The 2,402-nt window shown below is 72.1% G+C and carries 4 protein-coding genes; 2 read left to right on the plus strand and 2 right to left on the minus strand.

The genetic code is table 11. The features are described 5' to 3' along the window. The coding region (gene upp / locus ACY35P_RS15420; RefSeq protein ID WP_462116718.1) for a uracil phosphoribosyltransferase at nt 1-640 on the minus strand (640 nt) is incomplete at its 3' end. Nucleotides 641-753: 113 nt separating this feature from the next. Here upp and ACY35P_RS15425 point away from each other — a divergent pair. Together ACY35P_RS15425 and ACY35P_RS15430 are read left to right on the plus strand one after the other, a co-directional pair. After that, nucleotides 754-1,452 carry an alpha/beta hydrolase gene (locus ACY35P_RS15425; RefSeq protein ID WP_462116719.1) on the plus strand — a complete coding sequence of 233 codons (699 nt, stop codon included), beginning with the start codon at nt 754-756 and terminating at the stop codon, nt 1,450-1,452. A 121-nt stretch (nt 1,453-1,573) separates the two neighbouring features. Then, on the plus strand, nt 1,574-1,825 hold the full coding sequence (locus ACY35P_RS15430) for a hypothetical protein (RefSeq protein WP_462116720.1): 252 nt from the start codon (nt 1,574-1,576) through the stop codon (nt 1,823-1,825). A gap of 7 nt (nt 1,826-1,832) precedes the next feature. Here the strand turns inward: ACY35P_RS15430 and ACY35P_RS15435 are convergent. Then, nucleotides 1,833-2,402: hypothetical protein (locus tag ACY35P_RS15435; protein WP_462116721.1), on the minus strand; the 570-nt coding region annotated here is incomplete at its 5' end.

The raw sequence follows: 2,402 nt of genomic DNA on the forward strand, positions 1-2,402 counted from the left end.
GGTCCTGCAGGCGGCGGTCGACCGGCTGGATCGCGGCCACGCCCGCACTGGTGCGCACGGCGAGCCCGGCGGCGGCGTCGAGGCGCTCATCGATCGCCGCCGTGTAGACGGTCACGTCGGGATGCCGCGCCGCCACCGCCCGCAGGCCTTCCGGTGCGGCGACAAGGCACAGCGCGCGGATCCGGGTGGCGCCGGCCGCCTTGAGGCGGTCGATGGTCGCGACGAGCGTGCCACCCGTGGCCAGCATCGGATCGAGCACCAGCGCGACGCGATCGCCCAGGTCGCCCACCAGCTTCTCGTAGTAGCCGACGGCATCGAGCGTCGACTCGTCGCGCTGCAGGCCGACCACGCCGACCTTCGCCGCCGGGATCTGCGCGAGCACGCCGGGCAGCATGCCCAGCCCCGCGCGCAGGATCGGCACCAGGGTGACTTTGCGGCCCGCGATGCGGCGCACGCGCACCGGGCCGGCCCAGCCCTCCACCTCGACCTCCTCCGTGGGCAGGTCGGCCGTCGCCTCGTAGGCCAGCAGCGCGGCGACTTCGGAGGCCAGCTCGCGGAAGTCCTTCGTGCCGAGGTCGGCCCGGCGCATCAGGCCGAGCTTGTGCTGCACCAGCGGGTGGTCGACGTGGACGGTTTGCATGCGGGCGCTCCTGGCGTTAGCGGAAGTTTGGACGAGCCGGACGCGGGGCGCGACGCCTTCACCCGCCCGGCGTCGCCGGACGACGAGACTCGCGTCGCCCGCAGGAGATCCCGATGCCCGAGCCCGGCGACCTCGTCGAATCCCCCGATTACGCCTTTGCCTTCCGCCTGCTGCAGCCGGAGCCGTCGCGGCCGACGTCGCTGCTCGTGCTGCTGCACGGCGTCGGTGGCGACGAATCGCAGCTCGCATCCATCGGCGCCGCCATGCCGGACGGAACCGTGGTCGCCCTGCCCCGCGGCATCCGCACGATCGGCGGCGAGCGCCTGGGCTGGTTCCGGGTGGGGCTCGGCGGCGACGAGCCGCAGGTGGTCGAGGACGAGGCCGAAGAGGCACGCACGCGCCTCGTCGATTTCGTGCGGGCGCTGCAGCACCGCTTCGATGTTCCGCCCTCGCGCACCGTCCTGTGCGGCTTCAGCCAGGGCGGCGTGCTGGCCGCGACCGTCGCGCTGACGGAACCGGAATGCGTCGGCGCGTTCGCGATGCTGTCGGGCCGGCTGATGCCGGAATATGCCGAGCGCATCGCGCCGGACCCGAGACTCGCGCATCTCGAGGCGCTCGTGGTGCACGGGCGTGCGGACGAGACGTTGCCGGTCGATGGCGCGCAAGCGGCGCACCGGCGCCTGGACGAGGCCCGCATCGCCGCCGAGATCCGCCTGTACGACGCAGGGCACGAGATGACGCACGCCATGCGCGCCGACACCACGCACTGGTTGCAGGCGCTCCTCGCGCGCCCGCCTGCCCCGGCAAGCTGAACAGGGGACGGTCGAGCGGCCGTCGTGCACGCGTCCATGACGGGGTTTGGGCAACGGTCGCTTGTGCCGGCGACCCCGGACCTATAGCTTCACACCGCCTCAACACACCTTCGTGCAGCCCATGCGGATCAAGGTTTTCAATCGGGAGGACGGCGCCACCGTCGTGCTTCCGATCCATCTGCAAGGAAGCTTCCCGCCCGAATACCACGGGCGGCTGACCGAACTCGGCGACGCCGAGCTGGATCTCGGCTGCCTGAGCCCCGAGTTCGTCCTCGCGCTCGGCATGAAGGGTTACTGCGTCGCGCGCGGCGCCGATGCCGAAGCGGTGCTGGCCTGCATCACCGAATGGGTGGCCCCGATCGTCGACGGCTGAGCGGCGGTCAGGCCGCCGTGCCCGCCAGCGCATGCACGAAGGCCTGCCACGCCGGCAGGCGCTCGACGAAGGCGAAGCCGAGGTGCTGCACCACGGTCATGCCCAACAGGAACCGGTAAGGCGCGAGCTTCTGCCCGCTGCGACGATCGTCCAGCAGCAGCGCGAGCAGCACCAGTTCGGTCATGACGAACGCCGCGTGGAACGCGCGGTCGAACGAGTCCACGAAGGGCAGCAGCGGTGCCAGCCGACCCAGCGCGGGCGGCAGCAGGAGCAGCGCGGTGCAGGCCATCCAGCGCGCATGACGCTGCACCCTCCGCCGGTCGCGCATCGCCATGACCACGCAGGCGACGAACGCCAGCGTTGCGACCAGGTCGACGAAGGCGAGCCGCGCGCCGAATGCGGCCTGGAACGGATTGCCGCCCCTGGCCATGTCCTGCACCACGAGCAGGCCGGACGCGACGAACAACGGCGCCACGGCGAACACCGCCACCCGCCCGAGCCTGCGGTGCAGGCCGAGCCGCCGATACCGCACCAGCAGCCCCTGCCCGGCCAGCGACAGCATCCACGTCGTGGCGAC

It is taken from the genome of Lysobacter xanthus, from assembly GCF_047159895.1.

Coding starts and splice junctions, on each gene's coding strand:
- ACY35P_RS15425 (WP_462116719.1), top strand. CDS start 754: ATGCCCGAGCCCGGCGACCTCGTCGAATCCCCCGATTACGCCTTTGCC.
- ACY35P_RS15430 (WP_462116720.1), top strand. CDS start 1,574: ATGCGGATCAAGGTTTTCAATCGGGAGGACGGCGCCACCGTCGTGCTT.